1 protein-coding gene is annotated in these 326 nt (G+C 40.2%); it reads left to right on the top strand.

Annotated elements, in window-relative coordinates; genetic code table 11:
* Nucleotides 1-185 (top strand): GNAT family N-acetyltransferase (locus ACTJJ7_RS28135; RefSeq protein WP_440969516.1); only part of this gene is annotated, 185 nt, incomplete at its 5' end.
* Nucleotides 186-326 lie beyond the last annotated feature (141 nt).

The raw sequence follows: 326 nt of genomic DNA on the forward strand, positions 1-326 counted from the left end.
GACATGGCTTAAGCCGCCAAGTATTAGAATTCGCAATTAATACCGCATGGCAACAAAACTGCTGTAAGGTTATGTTGCTATCAGGCGAAAAACTTACAGCAGCGCACGCTTTATACGAGTCCGTCGGGTTTCAAGCCGGTATTGAAAAAGGCTTTGTTATCAAACCACCTGCTGCCCTAAACTAACTTAGTTAACTGAACCTTGGCTCTACTTGAAGAGTATTTAAACCGTAAATAAAAATAGTAGTGACGTGCCCGCAATCAAGTTAACTGGGTTGGGGTTAATCTTGCTCTTTGCCTAAATATATTTTTGCTTTTCTTTCTTTT

The sequence above is a fragment of the Phyllobacterium sp. 22229 genome, assembly GCF_052056495.1.
Taxonomy (GTDB): Bacteria; Pseudomonadota; Alphaproteobacteria; order Rhizobiales; family Rhizobiaceae; genus Phyllobacterium; species Phyllobacterium myrsinacearum.